The 17,169-nt window shown below is 72.0% G+C and carries 18 protein-coding genes and 1 riboswitch; of the genes, 11 read left to right on the plus strand and 7 right to left on the minus strand.

What is annotated here, in order from left to right:
- Window positions 1–95: 95 nt before the first annotated feature.
- On the minus strand, window positions 96–1,400 hold the full coding sequence (locus ACFY1P_RS12865; RefSeq protein WP_361532908.1) for an adenosylmethionine--8-amino-7-oxononanoate transaminase: 1,305 nt from the start codon (window positions 1,398–1,400) through the stop codon (window positions 96–98).
- Window positions 1,393–2,607 (minus strand): biotin synthase BioB, encoded by a 1,215-nt coding sequence (bioB, locus tag ACFY1P_RS12870; protein WP_361532905.1) that lies wholly within the window; start codon window positions 2,605–2,607, stop codon window positions 1,393–1,395. Before bioB ends, ACFY1P_RS12865 begins: the two co-directional genes overlap by 8 nt.
- Before the next feature lie 223 nt (window positions 2,608–2,830).
- Between bioB and ACFY1P_RS12875 the strand changes: the two genes are divergently transcribed.
- Window positions 2,831–3,982: an 8-amino-7-oxononanoate synthase gene (locus ACFY1P_RS12875; RefSeq protein ID WP_361532902.1), complete on the plus strand. Its 1,152-nt coding sequence runs from the start codon at window positions 2,831–2,833 to the stop codon at window positions 3,980–3,982.
- Window positions 3,983–3,984: 2 nt separating this feature from the next.
- Here the strand turns inward: ACFY1P_RS12875 and ACFY1P_RS12880 are convergent, their stop codons facing one another.
- Window positions 3,985–4,230, minus strand: a complete 246-nt coding sequence (locus ACFY1P_RS12880; RefSeq protein WP_361532899.1) for a DUF397 domain-containing protein — start codon at window positions 4,228–4,230, stop codon at window positions 3,985–3,987.
- A 9-nt stretch (window positions 4,231–4,239) separates the two neighbouring features.
- Complete coding sequence (locus tag ACFY1P_RS12885; RefSeq protein ID WP_361532896.1) at window positions 4,240–5,109, minus strand: helix-turn-helix transcriptional regulator; 870 nt, start codon at window positions 5,107–5,109, stop codon at window positions 4,240–4,242.
- Between the two features lie 241 nt (window positions 5,110–5,350).
- Here ACFY1P_RS12885 and ACFY1P_RS12890 point away from each other — a divergent pair, with 241 nt between their 5' ends.
- Window positions 5,351–5,791, plus strand: a complete 441-nt coding sequence (locus ACFY1P_RS12890; RefSeq protein WP_361532893.1) for an ATP-binding protein — start codon at window positions 5,351–5,353, stop codon at window positions 5,789–5,791.
- Between the two features lie 79 nt (window positions 5,792–5,870).
- Here ACFY1P_RS12890 and ACFY1P_RS12895 read toward each other — a convergent pair whose 3' ends face one another.
- Window positions 5,871–6,341: a C40 family peptidase gene (locus ACFY1P_RS12895; protein WP_361532890.1), complete on the minus strand. Its 471-nt coding sequence runs from the start codon at window positions 6,339–6,341 to the stop codon at window positions 5,871–5,873.
- A 4-nt stretch (window positions 6,342–6,345) separates the two neighbouring features.
- Window positions 6,346–6,543: riboswitch (cyclic di-AMP (ydaO/yuaA leader) on the minus strand.
- Window positions 6,544–7,319: 776 nt separating this feature from the next.
- Here ACFY1P_RS12895 and ACFY1P_RS12900 point away from each other — a divergent pair.
- The 9 genes from ACFY1P_RS12900 to ACFY1P_RS12940 all read left to right on the plus strand — a co-directional run bounded on the left by ACFY1P_RS12900 (window position 7,320) and on the right by ACFY1P_RS12940 (window position 15,148).
- The gene (locus ACFY1P_RS12900) at window positions 7,320–7,622 is read left to right on the plus strand and encodes an urease subunit gamma (protein WP_390750631.1); all 303 of its coding nucleotides are present in this window, start codon (window positions 7,320–7,322) and stop codon (window positions 7,620–7,622) included.
- A 14-nt stretch (window positions 7,623–7,636) separates the two neighbouring features.
- Window positions 7,637–7,948 (plus strand): urease subunit beta, encoded by a 312-nt coding sequence (locus tag ACFY1P_RS12905; RefSeq protein ID WP_361532884.1) that lies wholly within the window; start codon window positions 7,637–7,639, stop codon window positions 7,946–7,948.
- Window positions 7,941–9,662, plus strand: coding sequence for an urease subunit alpha (locus tag ACFY1P_RS12910; RefSeq protein ID WP_361532881.1), 1,722 nt, complete (start codon window positions 7,941–7,943; stop codon window positions 9,660–9,662). Before ACFY1P_RS12905 ends, ACFY1P_RS12910 begins: the two co-directional genes overlap by 8 nt.
- Window positions 9,662–10,354 carry an urease accessory protein UreF gene (locus tag ACFY1P_RS12915; RefSeq protein WP_390750632.1) on the plus strand — a complete coding sequence of 231 codons (693 nt, stop codon included), beginning with the start codon at window positions 9,662–9,664 and terminating at the stop codon, window positions 10,352–10,354. Before ACFY1P_RS12910 ends, ACFY1P_RS12915 begins: the two co-directional genes overlap by 1 nt.
- A gap of 217 nt (window positions 10,355–10,571) precedes the next feature.
- On the plus strand, window positions 10,572–11,267 hold the full coding sequence (gene ureG, locus ACFY1P_RS12920; protein ID WP_361531418.1) for an urease accessory protein UreG: 696 nt from the start codon (window positions 10,572–10,574) through the stop codon (window positions 11,265–11,267).
- Window positions 11,264–12,061, plus strand: coding sequence for an urease accessory protein UreD (locus ACFY1P_RS12925; RefSeq protein WP_390750633.1), 798 nt, complete (start codon window positions 11,264–11,266; stop codon window positions 12,059–12,061). The genes ureG and ACFY1P_RS12925 overlap by 4 nt, the downstream gene beginning before the upstream one ends.
- A gap of 173 nt (window positions 12,062–12,234) precedes the next feature.
- Window positions 12,235–13,836 (plus strand): alpha/beta hydrolase, encoded by a 1,602-nt coding sequence (locus tag ACFY1P_RS12930; protein WP_361531424.1) that lies wholly within the window; start codon window positions 12,235–12,237, stop codon window positions 13,834–13,836.
- 117 nt (window positions 13,837–13,953) lie between these two features.
- Window positions 13,954–14,613, plus strand: a complete 660-nt coding sequence (locus ACFY1P_RS12935; protein ID WP_390750634.1) for a peptidylprolyl isomerase — start codon at window positions 13,954–13,956, stop codon at window positions 14,611–14,613.
- Window positions 14,614–14,755: 142 nt separating this feature from the next.
- Entirely contained in the window at window positions 14,756–15,148 is a 393-nt protein-coding gene (locus tag ACFY1P_RS12940; protein ID WP_361531429.1) for an SSI family serine proteinase inhibitor, read from the plus strand.
- Window positions 15,149–15,164: 16 nt separating this feature from the next.
- On the opposite strand, the gene ACFY1P_RS12945 is transcribed toward ACFY1P_RS12940, so the two are convergent.
- A complete protein-coding gene (locus ACFY1P_RS12945; RefSeq protein ID WP_361531432.1) occupies window positions 15,165–15,323 on the minus strand; it encodes a hypothetical protein in 159 nt (52 codons plus the stop codon).
- A 102-nt stretch (window positions 15,324–15,425) separates the two neighbouring features.
- Window positions 15,426–16,376: a cytochrome c oxidase assembly protein gene (locus ACFY1P_RS12950; RefSeq protein WP_390750635.1), complete on the minus strand. Its 951-nt coding sequence runs from the start codon at window positions 16,374–16,376 to the stop codon at window positions 15,426–15,428.
- Window positions 16,377–17,169 lie beyond the last annotated feature (793 nt).

The following is a 17,169-nucleotide window of genomic DNA, read 5'->3' on the forward strand; positions in this document are numbered from 1 at the left end:
GGCGGGGCCGCGTGTCCTCCAACGCCGGACGGGCCGAGAACCAGCCCGTCGCACCCCCGGCAGGCGGCCGCATGGAGAAGGAGCCCCTACGGCCCCTACGCCGCCCGCGCCGCCGCGCACACCGCCGCGCAGATCCGGGCCACGTCCTCGTCCCCCGTCACATACGGCGGCATCGTGTAGACGAGGTTGCGGAACGGGCGGAGCCAGACGCCCTCGCCGACCGCCGCGCGGGTCGCCGCCGCCACGTCGACCTCGTGGTCCAGCTCGACCACGCCGATCGCGCCGAGCACCCGGACGTCCCGTACCGACGGCAGCGCGGCCGCGTCGGCGAGCCCGTCGCGCAGGGCGGACTCGATGCGCTTGACCTCCGTCTGCCAGTCCTGCGACAGCAGCAGGTCGATGGACGCGCACGCCACGGCCGCCGCCAGCGGGTTGCCCATGAACGTCGGGCCGTGGGCCAGCACCGGGACCTCGCCCCGGGAGATGCCCTCCGCGACCCGCGCCGTGCACAAGGTCGCGGCCATCGTGAGATAGCCGCCGGTCAACGCTTTGCCCAGACACATCACATCCGGGGTGATGCCCGCGTGCTCGGCCGCGAAGAGCCTGCCCGTACGGCCGAAGCCGGTGGCGATCTCGTCCAGGACCAGCAGCACGCCGTGCTCGTCGCACGCCTCGCGCAGCACCCGCAGATACACCGGGTCGTGGAAGCGCATCCCGCCCGCGCCCTGCACGACCGGCTCCACGATCACGGCGGCCAGCTCGTGCGCGTGGCGCGCGAGGACCTCCCGCAGGTGCGCCGAGTAGGCGTCCACCGCGTCCGTGTCGTAGTCGTGCGGCGGCGCGTCCGCGAACACCTGCCGGGGGAGCGCGCCCGACCACAGCTCGTGCATCCCGCCGTCCGGGTCGCACACGGCCATCGGCTGCCAGGTGTCCCCGTGGTAGCCGCCGCGCCACGTCATCAGCCGGTGCTTCTCCGGCCGTCCGGCCGAGCGCCAGAACTGGAGGCACATCTTCACGGCCACCTCGACCGACACCGAACCGGAGTCGGCGAGGAAGACGTGTTCGAGGCCCTCGGGCGTGATCTCCACCAGGCGGGCCGCGAGCCGCACGGCGGGCTCATGGGTGAGCCCGCCGAACATCACATGGCTCATCCGGTCCAGCTGTTCCCGCGCGGCCGCGTTGAGCACGGGGTGGTTGTAGCCGTGGACGGCGGACCACCACGACGACATCCCGTCGATCAACTCGTCCCTGCCGTGGGCCGGTTCGGCGAGCCGCAGCCGCACCCCCGACGCGGAAGCGACGATCAGCGGCTCCTGGCGGCCCGGCATCGGGCCGTACGGGTGCCAGACGTGCTGCCGGTCGAGGGCGAGCAACTCGCCCGGGGCGAGCGGCTCAGGCATTGGGCGGCAGATCCGTCCCCGCGCCCCGGCGCCGTACGGCGACCAGTTCCGGGCGCACCTCGCCCGGGGCGCCGGCCGGAACCCCGGCTCCCGAAGGCTCCGTGGCTCCCGAAGGCTCCGAGGCGGGAGCCTCGGCGGCGCCGTCCCCGCACGGGCCGCAGCCGCCACCGCCGTGCCCGCCGCAGCCGCCGGCCAGGGCGTCGGCGCGGTGCTCCGGCAGGGTCGTGGTGTCCGCGCCCTCCACCTCGAAGCCCGCGTCCTCGATCATCGCCAGGTCGGCCTTGCCCTCCTGGCCCTCACTGGTCAGATAGTCGCCGAGGAAGATCGAGTTGGCCAGGTGCAGCGCGAGCGGCTGCATCGAGCGCAGGTGCACCTCGCGGCCGCCCGCCAGCCGGACCTCCACGTCCGGGCAGACGAACCGCACCATCGCCAGGATCCGCAGCGCGCGCTGGGGGGTGAGGTTCCACTCCTTCGCCAGCGGCGTCCCCTCGAAGGGGATGAGGAAGTTGACCGGCACCGAGTCCGGGTCCAGCTCCCGCAGGGAGAACACCACGTCGACGAGGTCGGCGTCGGTCTCGCCCATGCCCGCGATCAGCCCGGAGCACGCGGACATGCCCGCCGCCTGCGCCTGCTGCACGGTGTCCACGCGGTCGGCGTAGGTGTGCGTCGTGGTGATGCCGCCGTAGGTGGCCTCGGAGGTGTTGAGGTTGTGGTTGTAGGCATCGGCACCCGCGGCGCGCAGCCGCTCCGCCTGCCCGGCGGAGAGCAGCCCGAGGCAGGCACACACCTCGACGTCCTCGTTCTGCTCCTTGATCGCCTCGATGGTCCTGGTGACCCGCTCCACGTCCCGGTCCGTCGGCCCGCGCCCGCTGGCCACGAGGCAGACGCGCTTCGCGCCGCCCGCGACACCGGCGGCCGCCGCCTGCGACGCCTCCTCCGGCTTCAGCCAGGTGTACTTCAGGATCCCGGCCGTGGAACCGAGCCGTTGCGAGCAGTAGGAGCAGTCCTCGGGGCAGAGCCCGGACTTGAGGTTGACCAGATAGTTGAGCTTCACCCGGCGCCCGAACCACTTGCGGCGCACCTTGCCCGCCGCGGCCACCACATCGAGCAGTTCGTCGTCGGAGGTCGCCAGTACGGCGAGCGCCTCTTCACGGGTCGGCAGCTCCCGCCGCAACCCCTTGTCCACCAGCGTGTTCAGCAGGTCCATGGCCGAGATCCTTACGCACCGCACCGCCTCGGGCCAATGGAGATATCGCACAACAGCCGCCTTTTGAGGTGTGTGTATTGCCACACCCTGACCGGGCACGACGAGGACTACGTTCTATGCACTGCATACAAAGCCGGGCCCCGGGGCCCGCCGTGCTCCCGCCTCTCCACCGCTCCTCCAGCGCCCCTCCACCGCTCCTCACGAAAAACGACAAGGACGGCCGATGCCCCAGGACCCGTTCGACTGGATCGACCGGCACCACGAGCGCCGCCTCGCCGCCGGTCTGGTGCGGGACCTGCGTCCGCGCCCCGCCGATTCGCCGCTGACCGACCTGGCGGGCAACGACTATCTGGGGCTCACCCGGCACCCGGAGGTCACCGCGGCGGCGGCCGGTGCCGCGCTGCGGTGGGGCGCGGGATCGACCGGTTCGCGGCTGGTCACCGGCAGCACCGCACTGCACGCCCGGCTGGAGGAGGAACTGGCCGCCTTCTGCGGCTTCGAGGCGGCCCTGGTGTTCTCCTCGGGCTACGCGGCCAACCTCGCCGCCGTCACCGCGCTCACCGGGCCCGCGGACAACGCCACCCTCGTGGTCTCCGACGCGGGCAACCACGCCTCGCTCATCGACGGCTGCCGGCTCGCCCGGGCCGCGACCGCCGTGGTCCCGCACGCCGATCCGGAGGTGGTCCGCAAGACGCTCGACGCCCACGGCGGCCGCGCGCTGGCCGTCACCGACTCCGTCTTCTCCGTCGACGGCGACGCCGCACCGCTGGCCGCGCTCGCCGACGCCTGCCGGGCCCATGGCGCGGCCCTGCTCGTGGACGACGCGCACGGGCTGGGCGTACTCGGCGACGGCGGCCGCGGGGCCGTGCACGCGGCGGGACTCGCGGGCGCCGAGGACGTCGTCGCCACCGTCACCCTGTCGAAGTCCCTGGGCAGCCAGGGCGGCGCCGTCCTCGGCCCGGCCCGGGTGATCAGGCACCTGGTCAGCAACGCCCGGACCTTCATCTTCGACACCGGCCTCGCCCCGGCCGCCGTGGGCGCGGCCCTGGCGAGCCTCGGGGTGCTGCGCCGCGAGCCGCAGCGCGCGGCCCGTGCCCGGCACGTCGCCCGCGAGCTGCACCGCGGGGTGACGGCCGCGGGCCTGGAGGCCGTACGGCCCGACGCGGCGGTGGTGTCCGTACGGGCGCCGTCCCCCGAGGCGGCGGTGCGCTGGGCGGCCGACTGCCGGGCCGCGGGGCTCGCGGTCGGCTGCTTCCGGCCGCCGTCCGTGCCCGACGGCATCTCGCGGCTGCGGCTGACCGCCCGCGCGGACCTGTCGGACCGGCAGATCGAGGAGGCGGTCGGCACGGTCGTACGGACCGCGCCGGCCGCCTGAGCTCAGTCCGTGCGGTCGGGGGGACGGAGGGAGCCGTCGCACAGTCCTGTGATGAAGGAGGACCAGGCGGCGGGGGAGAGCAACAGGGCGGACAGGGCGGTGTTCTTCGAGTCGCGCACGGCCAGGAGCCCGGGGGCCGGACCGGCCGTCTCTACGCAGTTGTTCATTCCGGTGCTGTAACTGCTGCGTCGCCACACTGCGCCGCACAGGGCCGAATGGGAAGGTACGTACCGAGGCATTGCGGACATGGTGCCTCCTTACGCGCCGTCGTTGATCCCGGCGATGAAATCCAGCGAGTTCTCGTGCGAGAGGGCGTGCGCCCGCAGCGTGGTGAATGCGGCGGCGTACGCCCGGAGGTCTTCTTTCCGCTCCAGGTAGAGGCTACTCGTCAAATGGTCGAGAACAACCACGTCCAGATCAGCAATGCGCGGAAATGAGAAAATAACAAAAGGCCCGGTGATGCCAATGTGGCCGCTCCTGGAGAACGGCAGTACATGCAGCCGCACATGACGCTGTGCACCCGTTTCCACCAGGTGTCGCAACTGCCCGGCCATGACCTCCCGTCCGCCGACCTGATGGCGGAGCACCGCCTCGTCCAGCACGGCGCACAACTCCAGTGGGCTGGCGCCACCCAGCACCGACTGCCGTGCCATGCGCACCCGGACCAGCTTCTCGACCTGTTCCGGCGGCGGGTCGTTGAGCGCCGCACGGGTCACGGCGCGGGCGTAGGCGGGAGTCTGGAGGAGGCCCGGCACGACCGTCGTCTCCAGGGTGCGTAACCGCGACGCCTCCGATTCCAGGCTGATGAAGTCGAGATACGCCGGGGGCAGCAGATTGCGGTAGGCGTACCACCAGCCCCGGCGGCCGCCCTCCGCATCGGCGGTGCCCGCCCCGCACAGCGCTCCCAGCAGCGCGCGCAGTTCGGGGTCCGACACTCCGTACGCGTCCAGCAGCAGCGCGACGTCCGAGGACTTCACGCCACTGCTGCCCGTCTCGATCCGGCTGACTTTCGACTGGTGCCAGCCCACCGCGTGGGCGGCCTCCAGGCTGGTCAGTCCCGCGAGTTCGCGCTGGCGGCGCAGCTCACCGCCGAGTTTGCGGCGGCGCACCGCGGGTCCGTTTCGCATAGCCCTGCCTCCGCCCGTGGTGAACCTGGTGTTTCTTGTCAATAGACCACTGTGCCGCCGGAATCCGGTCGCTCGTCGTAGAGTTCACCGCTTCGAGCGACAGATATATGCAGATCTCGGGAGATCGCCCGCATCCTCACCATTTCCGGTGGCAGGCTGTCGCGCAGAGCCGACCGGAAGCGCTCTCGACTTCACGGCGCATTGCGTCGGAGTCCGCTCCCGGCGGGAAAGGGACTGCGCCATGGCAGATCATCAAGAAGCCACCGTCACCCTGCCGAGCGCCCCCGCCTCGGTCTCCACCGCACGCCGCTATGTGGCCGGCGTGCTCGCGGACTGGGGGCTGCCGGGCGGCACGGAAGCCGCCGAGACCGTGCGGCTGATCGTCTCCGAGCTCGCCACCAACGCCGTGCAGCACACCCGCGGCCAGTCGCCCACCTTCACCGTCGAGGTCCGGCTCGAACTCGACCGGCAGTTGCGGATCGGGGTCACGGACAGCCACCCGCGCTTGCCCCGCAGACTGCCCGCCGCCGTCCAGCAGGACAACGGGCGGGGCCTGGTCATCATCCGCTGCCTCACCGCGGAGCGCGGGGGAAGGGTCTTCTTCACCCCGAACCCGGACGGCGGCAAGACCGTGTGGATCTCGTTGCCCTGGACGGTGCCCGCCCTCAGCGCCGAACGGTGAGGGCGGGGCCGGGGCCCCGCACGGCGTGCGGGGCCCCGGCGCGGCGTCGCGGCCGCGTGCTGCCGGGCGTGAGGGCCGGTCAGTCCACCCGGCCGTAGCGGACGTTGTTCGTCCAGATCCGCTCCAGACGGACCACCGCGCCGGTCTTGGGCGCGTGCCAGATCTTGCCGCCACCCGCGTATATCCCGACGTGGTAGACACCCTGGCCGGAGACGAAGAACACCAGGTCACCGGCTTCGCGGGCGGAGCGGGAGATGTGGGTGGTCCGGTTGTACTGCTCGGCGGCGGTGCGGGGCAGGCTCTTCCCGGCCCGCTTGAAGGAGTAGAGGGTCAGGCCCGAGCAGTCGAAGCGGTAAGGGCCGGTCGCACCCCATTGATAGGGCGAGCCCTGTTTCGAGGCCGCGATGTGCAGTGCTTCGGTGGCGACGGTCGATGCCGCTGCCCCTGTCGCGCCGCCCGGCACCAGCACCGTGGCGCCGACGGCGGCGAGCGTGAGCGCGGAGGCCGCGCCGGCCCTGGACATCATTGACGGACGTTTGTGCGCGCCCATGTGCCAACCCTTCGTCAGCCGCCTGTGAAGGATGACCTGTCGGGTTCGGGCAGGCGAAGATGCCCGGCCGTGTCAACGGCTTCACCCCAAGGGCCGACCGCACTACTCTTGGTCGTCCCACCGTGCTCGGGTCCTCCATCCCCACCGGTGCGATCGGTCGACCCGGCATCCAGACAGCGGCGGGGTTCGGCGTCCGCCTGGACCGCCCCGCCGGGATGGCGGGGTCTTGTCGTCGACGGGATCTTGGCGCAGCCCAGGTACGGATTCCGAGCGGAACCAGAGGTATGTGAGGCTGCTCACTCCTGGGCAATTCCGCTGGACACGACGGGGATTGTCCGTTTCGGCGAAGCCCTGTTGAGCCGCTGGCCTGGGGCCCGTCGACAGGGCTCCGGCGCGGCGTGCGTGCCCGGCTGAAATCGATCACCGCGCCTCGTCTACGACACCGTCCGGCGTCTGGGGGAGCGGTGTTTATTCGCCCGCCGACCCGTGATCCATGGGCGCGGGCGGGAGTGTGAGCGGGATGGCGCCCCGGACGCGCCGCCGCGCCCCGGCCCGGACCGGCACCGGACGCGCCAGGGTGCTCCCGGGCAACTCCCGCCCACCGTCCTCGAACGCGGCTGCGAGGACTTCTCCCGGCCCCGTGCGGCCGACGCGCGCGGTCTGCGGCGCCCGTAGTCCGTCGTACGTGTCATGAGGGAGCGGCGGAGTGATCCGGACCAGAAGATCCAGTAGATGCAGACAGCAGCGGCACCAAGTCCCGGCCCGGATCGCCGGATCCGCCCCTTCCGCCCCTCCGGTCCCTCCCGACTCCTCTGGCCATGGATGCGCAAAGAGTCAGTTAACGCGTTGGAAAAGCTTCCGCTCTAATCTGCAATCCCTGGCCGTCCGATGAAGAACCCCAGGTCAAAGGTGTGTAGAACTCTTGTGTGCCCCCGTTGGGTTCCGCTAGGGGGACTGGTTCGTCAGTGAGGTGGACGCATGCAACTCTCCCCGCATGAGCAGGAACGCCTGCTTCTCCATGTGGCCGCCGACGTAGCCGAGAAGCGCCGCGCCCGTGGGGTGCTCCTCAACCACCCCGAGGCGGTGGCCCTGATCACCGTCCACGTCCTGGAAGGCGCCCGCGACGGCCGGACCGTCGCCGAGCTGATGTCCTCCGGGCGCAAGGTGCTCACCCGCGACGAAGTGATGAGCGGCATACCCGAGATGATCCACGAGGTCCAGGTGGAGGCCACCTTCCCGGACGGCACCAAGCTCGTCACCGTGCACGAGCCCATCGGCTGAAGGGGAAGACCGCCATGATTCCCGGAGAGATCCTGCTCGCCGACGCCCCCGTACCCCTCAACCAGGGGCTCCACCGCACCCGTCTCACCGTGCTCAACGCCGCCGACCGGCCCGTGCAGGTCGGCTCGCACTATCACTTCGCCGAGGCCAACCCGGGCCTCGACTTCGACCGCGCCGCCGCGCGCGGCAAGCGGCTCGACATCGCCGCCGGCACCGCCGTGCGCTTCGAGCCCGGCATCCCCGTCGAGGTCGGCCTGGTGCCGATCGCCGGCAAGCGGATCGTCGAGGGGCTGCGCGGCGAGTGCGGAGGACCGCTCGATGACTGAGCTCAGCCGGGCCGCGTACGCGGAACTGTTCGGCCCCACTGTCGGCGACCGCATCCGCCTCGCCGACACCGACCTCCTCGTCGAGATCGAGGAGGACCGCAGCGGGGGCCCCGGCCACGCCGGGGACGAGGCGGTCTTCGGCGGCGGCAAGGTCATCCGGGAGTCCATGGGCCAGTCCCGCGCGACCCGCGCCGACGGCGCCCCCGACACCGTCATCACCGGCGCCGTCGTCCTCGACCACTGGGGCGTCGTCAAGGCCGACATCGGCATCCGCGACGGCCGCATCACCGGCATCGGCAAGGCCGGCAACCCCGACACCATGGACGGTGTCCACCCCGACCTCGTCATCGGCCCCGAGACCGAGATCATCGCGGGCAACGGGAAGATCCTCACCGCCGGGGCCGTCGACGCCCACGTCCACTTCATCTGCCCGCAGATCGCGGACGAGGCCCTCGCCTCCGGCGTCACCACGCTGGTGGGCGGCGGCACCGGCCCGGCCGAGGGCAGCAAGGCCACCACCATCACCCCCGGCTCCTGGCACCTTGCCCGGATGTTCGAGGCGATGGAGGGCTACCCGCTCAACGTCGGCTTCCTCGGCAAGGGCAACACCGTCTCCTACGACTCCATGCGCGCCCAACTGCGCGCCGGAGCCGTCGGCTTCAAGATCCACGAGGACTGGGGGGCCACCCCCGCCGTCATCGACGCCTGCCTGGCCGTCTGCGAGGAGAGCGGCGCCCAGCTCGCCATCCACACCGACACGCTCAACGAGGCGGGCTTCGTCGGCGACACCCTCGCCGCGATCGCCGGACGCACCCTCCACGCCTACCACACCGAGGGCGCGGGCGGCGGGCACGCGCCCGACATCATCACCGTCGTCTCCGAGGCCAACGTCCTCCCCAGCTCCACCAACCCGACCCGGCCGCACACCGTCAACACCGTCGACGAACACCTCGACATGCTGATGGTCTGTCACCACCTCAACCCGGCCGTGCCCGAGGACCTCGCCTTCGCCGAGTCCCGGATCAGGCCCGGCACCATCGCGGCCGAGGACGTCCTGCACGACCTGGGTGCCATCTCGATCATCTCCTCCGACTCCCAGGCGATGGGCCGCGTCGGCGAGGTCGTGCTGCGCACCTGGCAGACGGCGCACGTGATGAAGCGGCGGCGCGGCGCCCTGCCGGGGGACGGCGCCGCCGACAACCGGCGGGCCCGGCGCTATGTCGCCAAATACACCATCAACCCGGCCGTCGCGCAGGGCCTCGACCACGAGATCGGCTCCGTCGAGACCGGCAAGCTCGCCGACCTCGTGCTGTGGGAACCGGCGTTCTTCGGCGTCAAGCCGCTGCTCGTCATCAAGGGCGGCCAGATCGCGTACGCGCAGATGGGCGACGCGAACGCCTCCATCCCCACCCCGCAGCCGATCCTGCCGCGCCCCATGTACGGCGCCACCGGCCGGGCACCCGCCGCCAACTCCCTGAACTTCGTCACCCAGTGGGCCCTCGACGACGGCCTGCCCGAGCGGCTCGGCCTCGGCAAGCGCTTCACCCCGATCCGCAGCACGCGCGGCGTCACCAAGGCGGACATGCGCAACAACGACGCCCGCCCCCGGGTGGAGGTCGACCCCGACACGTTCACGGTCACGGTCGACGGCGATGTGATCGAACCACAGCCGGTGGCGGAACTGCCCATGGCGCAGCGCTACTTCCTCTTCTGATGGCAGCGAGGGAGACGCTCGCGCCGTCGGCCGCGCGGGCCGCGCTGCTCGTCCTCGCCGACGGGCGGTTCCCGGCGGGAGGCCACGCGCACTCCGGTGGCGCCGAGGCCGCCGTCAAGGCGGGCCGCGTCCGGGACGCGGAGAGCCTGGAGGCGTTCTGCCGGGGGCGGCTGCACACCGCCGGGCTCACCGCCGCCGGGCTCGCCGCCGCGGCCGCCGCGGGCCTCGACCCGCTCGCGCTCGACGAGGCCGCCGACGCGCGCACGCCCTCACCGGCCCTGCGCGCCGCCGCGCGCCGCCTGGGGCGGCAGATGACCCGCGCCGTACGGGCCACATGGCCCTCGCCCGAGCTGGAGGCGCTGGTGGCGGCCCGGCCGCGCGGCGCCCACCAGCCGATCGTGCTCGGGCTGGCCGCCCGCGCCGCCGGGCTGACTCCGCTGGACGCCGCGTACGCCGCCGTCTACGAATCGGTCAGCGGCCCGGCGACGGCGGTCGTACGGCTGCTCAGCCTCGATCCGTTCGACGCGACGGGGGTTCTGGCCCGGCTGGCGCCGGAGCTGGACCTTGTCGCGGCGCGGGCGGCTGACGCGGCGCGTGGGGGAGTGGCGGCCCTGCCCGCGTGTTCCGCGCCCTTGCTCGACATCACGGCGGAGGTGCATGCGGCTTGGCCGGTGCGGTTGTTTGCGACGTAGGGGAAATTTCCCCAGTCCCGCCCCTTCCCGAAACCGGGGAGACCCCGGACCCCAGCGCCCTTCGGGCGCGTCGTCAATCGCCGGACGGGCTGAAAAGAATGGCGCACCCACATCAGCCCAAATCCAGCCCGTCCGGCGTTTGAGGACACGCCCGCAGGCCGCTCCCGCCGCAGGCGGCGGCACCACAGACGCCCATGACCGAACCCCCGGAGGGACCATGCACCTCGATCACCCCGACGCCTACCCCCACCGTCACACGTACAGCGCAGCGAACCCGCTCCGCGGTGACGGGTCGCGCCGTGCCCTGCGGATAGGGCTCGGTGGGCCCGTCGGGTCCGGGAAGACCGCGACCGTCGCCGCGCTCTGCCGCGAGCTGCGCGACCGGCTGTCCATCGCCGTCGTCACCAACGACATCTACACCCGCGAGGACGCCGAATTCCTGCTCCGCAACGCCGTGCTGCCGCCCGAGCGGATCACGGCCGTCGAGACCGGCGCCTGCCCGCACACCGCCATCCGTGACGACATCTCGGCCAACCTCGAAGCCGTCGAGGACCTGGAGGACGCGGTCGGGCCGCTGGACCTGATCCTGGTCGAGTCCGGTGGCGACAACCTCACCGCCACCTTCTCCAAGGGGCTCGTCGACGCGCAGATCTTCGTCATCGACGTCGCGGGCGGCGACGACATCCCGCGCAAGGGCGGCCCCGGTGTCACCACCGCCGACCTGCTCGTCGTCAACAAGACCGACCTCGCCCCCTACGTCGGCGTCGACCTGGAGGGCATGGCCCGCGACGCCAAGGCCCAGCGCGGGGAACTCCCCGTCGCCTTCACCTCGCTGGCCACCGAGGGCGGCGTCGGGCCCGTCTCCGAGTGGGTACGCGCGCAGCTCACCGCCTGGACCGCCGGCTCCCGATGACCCTCGCACCCGTACGGCACGAGCCCGCCGCCGGCGTCCGGGCCGCCGCCCGGATCGTCGCCACCCCCGGCGGCAGGGGCGGGACGGCCCTGCCCGTTCTCGACGGCGCGGGCCCGTTCGCGCTGCGCAGGCTGCGGGCGTCCGGGCCCGGGGCGCGGGTCGCCCTCGTCGGCGCGATGAGCGCGCCCCTCGGCGGCGACCGGCTCACCCTCACCGCCGAGGTCGAGGACGGCGCGGCCCTGAGCTTCTCCACCACGGCGGCGACCATCGCCCTGCCCGGCCGTACGGGCGAGCCGGCCACCTACGACACCCGGATCAGGGTCGGCGAGGGAGCCACGCTGCACTGGCTGCCCGAGCCGCTGATCTCCGCGCGGGGCAGCGACCTGCGCAGCACCACCCGCGTCGAACTCGCGCCGACCGCACGGCTGGTGCTCCGCGAGGAGCAGATCCTCGGCCGTGCCGGCGAGCCGCCCGGCCGGCTGACCGCCCGGCTGACGGTCCACCGCGCCGGCCGCCCGCTCTTCGACCAGGAGCTGGCGTATGGGCCCGGGGCGCCCGGCTGGGACGGTGGCGCGGTGCTCGGCGGCCACCGGGCCGTGGGGCAACTCCTCGTGGTCGACCCGGCCTTCGAGGGCGCCCCCCTGACACCGCGCCCGCTCGGCGCGACGGCCGCCCTCACCCCGCTCGCCGGACCGGCCGCCGTGGTGTGCGCGGTCGCCCCGGACGGCCTCCAGCTCCGAAAGGCACTGGAATCGGGCGACTTGATGGTGGATGGCGCCATGCGGGCGTTTTGATGCGACGGGGATGAACGGCGCCACATGTGGCATCTTTTGTGTCTTCATTCTTACGGATTAGTAAAGAAACCCCTGTGGAACCTGTCCTTTATGGCAAGGGAGACGGAAGGATCCGAGCAGCAGTATTGCGATCACCGCCGCGCCACGCGGCGCACCAGCAGGGGGATTCCTACGTGAGACCTACATCAATACTCGGCGCGGCCGGCACTGCGGTGACCGGCGCGCTGGTGGCCGGGTTCCTGACCGCCCCGGCCGCCGGCGCGGTCGACCGCGTGCCGGGCGGCGCCGCCGAGGCGCACGGTGTGCAGGTCGCCGCCGCGAAGGCGGCGAAAGCGGGCATCAAGTGGCAGGACTGTCCTGCCGACTGGGCCCTGGAGAAGCCGATCGAGTGCGGTTTCGTCACGGTTCCCGTGGACTACCGCAAGCCGAACGGCCGCACCATCAAGATCGCCGTGGACCGCGCCCGGTCCACCGGCAGCACCGCCGAGCGCCAGGGTTCGCTGATCTACAACCCCGGCGGCCCCGGCGGCTCCGGCATGAGGTTCCCCAAGCGGATCACGACCAAGAGCCCGCTGTGGACCAAGACCGCCAAGGCGTACGACTTCGTCGGCTTCGACCCGCGCGGCGTGGGCCACTCCGCCCCGATCTCCTGCATCGACCCGCAGAAGTTCGTGGCGGCGCCCAAGGCCGACCCGGTGCCCTCCAACGAGGCCGACAAGCTCGCCCAGCGCAAGCTGGCCCGGCAGTACGCGGACGGCTGCGCCGAGCGCAGCGGCGACCTCCTGCCGTACCTCACGACGGCCAACACCGCCCGTGACATCGACGTCGTGCGCGCCGCCCTCGGCGAGAAGAAGCTCAACTACCTGGGCGTCTCCTACGGCACCTACCTCGGCGCCGTCTACGGCACGCTCTTCCCCGACCACGTCCGCCGCCTGATCGTCGACAGTGTCGTCAACCCGGCGCAGGAGAACATCTGGTACCAGGCCAACCTGGAGCAGGACGTCGCCTTCGAGGGCCGCTTCAAGGACTGGGAGAAGTGGGTCGCCCAGCACGACGCCGTCTTCCACCTCGGCGGCACCCAGGCCGAGGTCCAGCAGGGCTGGGAGAAGATCCGGGCCACCGCCAAGAAGAGCCCCATCGGTGGCGTCGTCGGCCCGGCCGAGCTCATCAACTACTTCCAGAGCGCCGCGTACTACGACTCCTCGTGGGTCCCGGTCGCCGAGGCCTGGAGCAAGTACGTCGCCGGTGACAGCAAGCCGCTGGTCTCCGCGGCCGGCCCGAACCTGGCCGACAAGGCGGCCAACATCACCGCGGAGAACGGCAACGCCGTCTACACCGCGGTCGAGTGCGCCGACGCCAAGTGGCCCACCAGCTGGAAGAAGTGGGACCGGGACAACACCCGCGTCAACCGCCAGGCCCCCTTCATGACCTGGGCCAACGCCTGGATGAACCTGCCCTGCGCCACCTGGAAGGCCCCTCAGGGCACGCCGGTCGAGGTCACCACGCACAAGGGCCTGCCGAAGACGCTCATCGTCCAGAGCACGCGTGACGCCGCCACCCCCTACGCGGGCGCGGTCGAGCTCCACAAGCGCTTCCAGGGCTCGCGCCTGATCACAGAGCAGGGCGCCGGTTCGCACGGCGTCACGGGCCTCGTGAACCCCTGCATCAACTCCCGGGTCGACGCCTATCTCCTCGAAGGCAAGGTCGACGCCAAGGACGTCACGTGCGCCCCGCACGCCGTCCCGGAGCCGCCGAAGGCCTCCGCGGCCAAGTAGCACCAGGGCACTGCCGGTCAGAGCCCCGAACATGAGATCGCGCCCCGGCCTTTGAGAGACCGGGGCGCGGTCGTTCACCCAGCCCCGTCCGGATTCGCTTCCGAAGGGAACTGTCCCGTGCTCCGTAAACCGCACGCCGCCCTGCTCGCCGCCGCCCTGCTGCCTCTCGGCGTCGCGGTGCCGGCCGCGGCGGCCGCCCCGGCCCCGCCCGCGCAGACCACCGCCTGCACTTACACGCCCGCCGTCCCCGCGGACAAGTTCAAGGGGATACCCGTCTTCGACGCGGCCAAGGCCGCCAGACCCTACAAGGCCACGCTGCGCACCAGCCAGGGCGCCGTCACCTTCCGGGCCGAGGTCGACAAGGCCCCGTGCACGACCTACTCCTTCAAGTTCCTCGCGCAGCGCGCGTACTTCGACGGGACGCACTGCCACCGGCTCACCACGGCACGCATCTACGTCTTGCAGTGCGGCGACCCGACCGGCACCGGGAGCGGCGGTCCCGGCTATTCCTTCCCCGACGAGAACCTGACCGGGGCCACCTACCCGGCCGGGACGGTGGCGATGGCCAACGCCGGCCCGAACACCAACGGCAGCCAGTTCTTCTTCGTCTGGAAGGACACCAAGCTCCCGCCCGCCTACACGCCGTTCGGCAAGGTCACCGCGGGCCTCGGCACCTTGCGGAAGATCGCGGCAGGCGGCGAGGACGACCAGAACGGGCCGGGCGACGGCTTCCCGACGCTGCCGGTCGACATCAAACGCGTACGCATCTCCTCCTGACCGGCGGCGAGCGGCTCCTCGCGCCCGCCGGGCGGGTGATCGTGTGCGGCCGGTCGGGCGACCGGCCGGTGCGGACGCTTGCGCCGCGCCTCACGCGCGCGATGAGCTTGCTCCGGGCACCCCCGCGCCCCAGGAGGAACCGATGTCCGTACGTACCGCCGCCGTGGCCGCCGCGGCGAGCGCCACCGCTCTGCTCGCCCTGGCCGCGCCACCCGCGGCCGCCGGTGACTCCGACCACGGGCGGCTCTTCCTGACTGTGTCCGGCGCCCAGAACACCTGGACCCGAGGGCTCCAGCTCACCTGCCCGGACGGCGACGGACACCACCCGCACGGTGCGGCGGCCTGCACGGCCCTGCACCGGGCGCAGGGGGAGCCGGGCGACGTGATCGTCGAGAGCCACCTCTGCACGCGGGAGTACGACCCGGTCACCGCGACCGCGGAAGGCGACTGGAACGGACGGCCCATCGTCTGGCACAAGACCTACCCCAACGCGTGCGCGCTCGACGCGGCGACGGGGCCCGTCTTCCGCTTCTGACCGGCTCCGGAGATCCTCACGTTCTCCTGGTCGCCGACGCCCCTATCGTCATCAGCCCCAGCATCACCCACGTGAACCACAGCCAGCCGTCGCTGCCGATCGTCACCGAATACGCGGTCACGACGACGAGCGAGCCCACCGTCAGCACCGCCAACGCCTTCGTCGATCCGGGCATGCCCGTACCTCCTCCCGGCGGCCCGGATGCGTGGCAAGCGAAAGGGCCGCGGCCAGGAGCCCATCGTCTCCCGGCCGCGGCCCCTGCCGCTACAGCGTCCGCCTACTGCCCCCGGCCCTGGAGCGACGCCAGGTAGGCGTTGTAGGCCGCCAGTTCCTTGTCACCGTCGCGGTCCGCGGCACGGTCCAGGCGGCGGGCCTGCCGCTGCTCCGAGCGGTACCACTGGAGGACGAGGGCCAGCAGCACCACGACCGACGGGATCTCGCTGAACGCCCAGGCGATGCCGCCACCGGCCTGCTGGTCCTCCAGCGCGTCGATGCCCAGCGAGGCCGGCGGGTGCATATAGGTGCCGATCATCGGCTCCGAGGCCATCATCAGGGCGATGCCGAAGAAGGCGTGGAAGGGCATGCCCGCGAAGAGCTCCAGCATCCGCATCACATAGCCGGGCCGGTGCGGGCCCGGGTCCACGCCCATGATCGGCCAGAAGAACACCAGGCCCACGGCCAGGAAGTGCACCATCATCGCGATGTGTCCGGTCTTCGTCTCCATCAGGAAGTCGAAGATCGGGGTGAAGTACAGCGCGTAGAGGCTCGCGATGAACAGCGGGATCGTGAACGCCGGGTGCGTGATGATCCGCATGTAGCGGCTGTGCAGCAGCGACACCAGCCATTCGCGGGGCCCCCTGCGGCCCCGGCCGGCCGCGGGCAGCGACCGCAGCGTCAGCGTCACCGGCGCGCCGAGCAGCAGCAGGATCGGCGAGAGCATGCTGATCACCATGTGCTGCACCATGTGCACGCTGAACATGACCATGCCGTAGTCGTTCAGCTTGGTGCACATCACCAGCAGGATCGTCAGCACGCCGGCCACGAACGCGACGATCCGCCCCACGGGCCAGGCGTCGCCCCGCCGCCGCAGCCGGACCACACCCCAGCCGTACAGTCCCAGCGCCAGCAGGCAGCCGATCAAGAAGAAGGGTTCGCTGCTGTACTGCAACCCCCGTCCCAGCGTGAACGGCGGCATGTCCATCATCATGCCGTGCCCGCTGTGATCCATCCGCTCTCTCCCATTTCGCACCAATGCGCCTCGTCAAGACTAGAGGCGCCCTTGGCCGGAGTTGTGGCCGGGGGCGCTCGTCGGGTGCGGGTCCTTCGCCGCCTGCGGCGGGGCGCCCTTCGGGCGTGTCCTCAATCGCCGGGCGGGCTCAATTTCTCCGGACCGTGATCTGTCCTCTGCGGGTGCGCTCTTATTCGCCGGAGGGGCTGGGACGGTGCGGGTCCGTGGCGCCTGCGGCGGCGGCCTCAAACGCCGGACGGGCTGAGTTGTGCGGACCCGTGGTCCGTGGCCTGCGACGCCGGAGGGGCTGGGACGGTGCGGGTCCGTGGCGCCTGCGGCGGCGGCCTCAAACGCCGGCCGGGCTGGTTGTGCGGACCCGTGGTCCGTGGCCTGCGACGCCGGAGGGGCTGGGACGGTGCGGGTCCGTGGCGCCTGCGGCGGGCGGCCTCAATCGCCGGACGGGCTGAGTTGTGCGGACCGTGGTTCGTGGCCTGCGACGCCGGACGGGCTGGGATGTGCGGACCGTAGTCCGCAGCCTGCATCCCTGCGGCCCGCAGGTCACGAACCCACGGTCCGTGAAATCCAGCCCGTCCGGCGATTGAGGACAACGCGGCGAAGCCGTGTTGCGGGGCCCGGGGCGCAGCCCCAGGTTTCCGGGTGCGCAATTTCAGCCCGTCCGGCGTTTGAGGACAACGCGGCGAAGCCGTGTTGCGGGGCCCGGGGCGCAGCCCCAGGTTTCCGGGTGCGCAATTTCAGCCCGTCCGGCGTTTGAGGACACCGCGCGTCAGCGCGG

The sequence above is a fragment of the Streptomyces sp. NPDC001407 genome (assembly GCF_042895325.1).
Taxonomy (GTDB): domain Bacteria; phylum Actinomycetota; class Actinomycetes; order Streptomycetales; family Streptomycetaceae; genus Streptomyces.

Coding starts and splice junctions, on each gene's coding strand:
- ACFY1P_RS12865 (WP_361532908.1), bottom strand. CDS start 1,400: ATGCCTGAGCCGCTCGCCCCGGGCGAGTTGCTCGCCCTCGACCGGCAG.
- bioB (WP_361532905.1), bottom strand. CDS start 2,607: ATGGACCTGCTGAACACGCTGGTGGACAAGGGGTTGCGGCGGGAGCTG.
- ACFY1P_RS12875 (WP_361532902.1), top strand. CDS start 2,831: ATGCCCCAGGACCCGTTCGACTGGATCGACCGGCACCACGAGCGCCGC.
- ACFY1P_RS12880 (WP_361532899.1), bottom strand. CDS start 4,230: ATGTCCGCAATGCCTCGGTACGTACCTTCCCATTCGGCCCTGTGCGGC.
- ACFY1P_RS12885 (WP_361532896.1), bottom strand. CDS start 5,109: ATGCGAAACGGACCCGCGGTGCGCCGCCGCAAACTCGGCGGTGAGCTG.
- ACFY1P_RS12890 (WP_361532893.1), top strand. CDS start 5,351: ATGGCAGATCATCAAGAAGCCACCGTCACCCTGCCGAGCGCCCCCGCC.
- ACFY1P_RS12895 (WP_361532890.1), bottom strand. CDS start 6,341: ATGGGCGCGCACAAACGTCCGTCAATGATGTCCAGGGCCGGCGCGGCC.
- ACFY1P_RS12900 (WP_390750631.1), top strand. CDS start 7,320: ATGCAACTCTCCCCGCATGAGCAGGAACGCCTGCTTCTCCATGTGGCC.
- ACFY1P_RS12905 (WP_361532884.1), top strand. CDS start 7,637: ATGATTCCCGGAGAGATCCTGCTCGCCGACGCCCCCGTACCCCTCAAC.
- ACFY1P_RS12910 (WP_361532881.1), top strand. CDS start 7,941: ATGACTGAGCTCAGCCGGGCCGCGTACGCGGAACTGTTCGGCCCCACT.
- ACFY1P_RS12915 (WP_390750632.1), top strand. CDS start 9,662: ATGGCAGCGAGGGAGACGCTCGCGCCGTCGGCCGCGCGGGCCGCGCTG.
- ureG (WP_361531418.1), top strand. CDS start 10,572: ATGCACCTCGATCACCCCGACGCCTACCCCCACCGTCACACGTACAGC.
- ACFY1P_RS12925 (WP_390750633.1), top strand. CDS start 11,264: ATGACCCTCGCACCCGTACGGCACGAGCCCGCCGCCGGCGTCCGGGCC.
- ACFY1P_RS12940 (WP_361531429.1), top strand. CDS start 14,756: ATGTCCGTACGTACCGCCGCCGTGGCCGCCGCGGCGAGCGCCACCGCT.
- ACFY1P_RS12945 (WP_361531432.1), bottom strand. CDS start 15,323: ATGCCCGGATCGACGAAGGCGTTGGCGGTGCTGACGGTGGGCTCGCTC.
- ACFY1P_RS12950 (WP_390750635.1), bottom strand. CDS start 16,376: ATGGATCACAGCGGGCACGGCATGATGATGGACATGCCGCCGTTCACG.